The sequence below is a fragment of the Pseudoalteromonas aliena genome, from assembly GCF_038155085.1.
Taxonomy (GTDB): Bacteria; Pseudomonadota; Gammaproteobacteria; order Enterobacterales; family Alteromonadaceae; genus Pseudoalteromonas; species Pseudoalteromonas aliena_A.
Window position 1 is genome coordinate 1 of sequence record NZ_JBAKAU010000045.1, and the last position, 1,093, is coordinate 1,093.

The window sequence follows — 1,093 nt, forward strand, 5'->3', positions numbered from 1 at the left end:
TGGTGGGTGATACTGGACTTGAACCAGTGACCCTCGCCTTGTAAGGGCGATGCTCTCCCAACTGAGCTAATCACCCACATCTAAACAACCCCACATTGCTGTGTCGTTGTGGGGCGCTATTATAGATAGAGTTGGAAATGTGTCAACACTTGAATGATAAAAATGTGCTGAATGAAGGTTTTATAAGCAATAGGGCGAGGTTGGAGTCTATTTTATCATCAAATCCCAGGCTGCAGTTCAAATAATGTTCGAGAACAGTGCTGTATTATATTATCACTATGGTTAAATTACGTTTGTTTTAATTCTTGGATTCAAATAGGTTAAGTTAGTTGTAATTGATGTTGTATAAATACTGTTCACCCTAGCTTGATGCTAGGGTATGTTGACCTTCCAATATTCGAGTTGTTTAGATTAAAATAAGTAGCCATTTTGCACCCCTTATACTATGAGCGCTGTTTTTAAGGACCAAGCTTATTAAACTTTTCAATCTAGGGTGTGTAATCAAGGCGAGGGGCTTATAAGCAAATGGACATTATAGAAATAAGCATACTATGTACCCTTGTTTAGCATAAAACTATATGCACAAGGATAAATTCATTTTAGAAAGATAAACATGGCTAGAATTCCTCACAAACTTAATTTGCATATAAATGTACACCTTTTATCTACATTATAGATTCTGTGTGAAATAGAAAAGTAGAGTAGTTCTAACTAAAATTTTTAAAGTTACAGCTAAGTGACAAGCAATGAAGGAGAATTTCTATTTAAATTGTGCTTTTTAGCATGCTTGATAGCCAAATTGTTGAAAATTAAATCATTTAAATAATGCCTGGTAAAAAACTGTTGACTTTATTTTGGGTGGTGCATAGAATGCGCCCCGCACTAAGCGATACCCGATGTGTTTATCACGGCGAGTATGAATTTAGTTGGGGCCATAGCTCAGCTGGGAGAGCGCTTCGCTGGCAGTGAAGAGGTCTGCGGTTCGATCCCGCATGGCTCCACCAAAAATTAGTGTTTTGTCCTAGGGTAGCAGTTTTCTGTGTCCCCATCGTCTAGAGGCCTAGGACACCGCCCTTTCACGGCGGTAACAGGG

General features: G+C 38.9%; 2 tRNA genes. One reads left to right on the plus strand and one right to left on the minus strand.

What is annotated here, in order from left to right:
- Positions 1–76 (minus strand) — tRNA-Val (locus V6260_RS18465).
- A gap of 852 nt (positions 77–928) precedes the next feature.
- Here V6260_RS18465 and V6260_RS18470 point away from each other — a divergent pair.
- Positions 929–1,004, plus strand: a tRNA-Ala gene (locus V6260_RS18470).
- Positions 1,005–1,093: the final 89 nt, after the last annotated feature.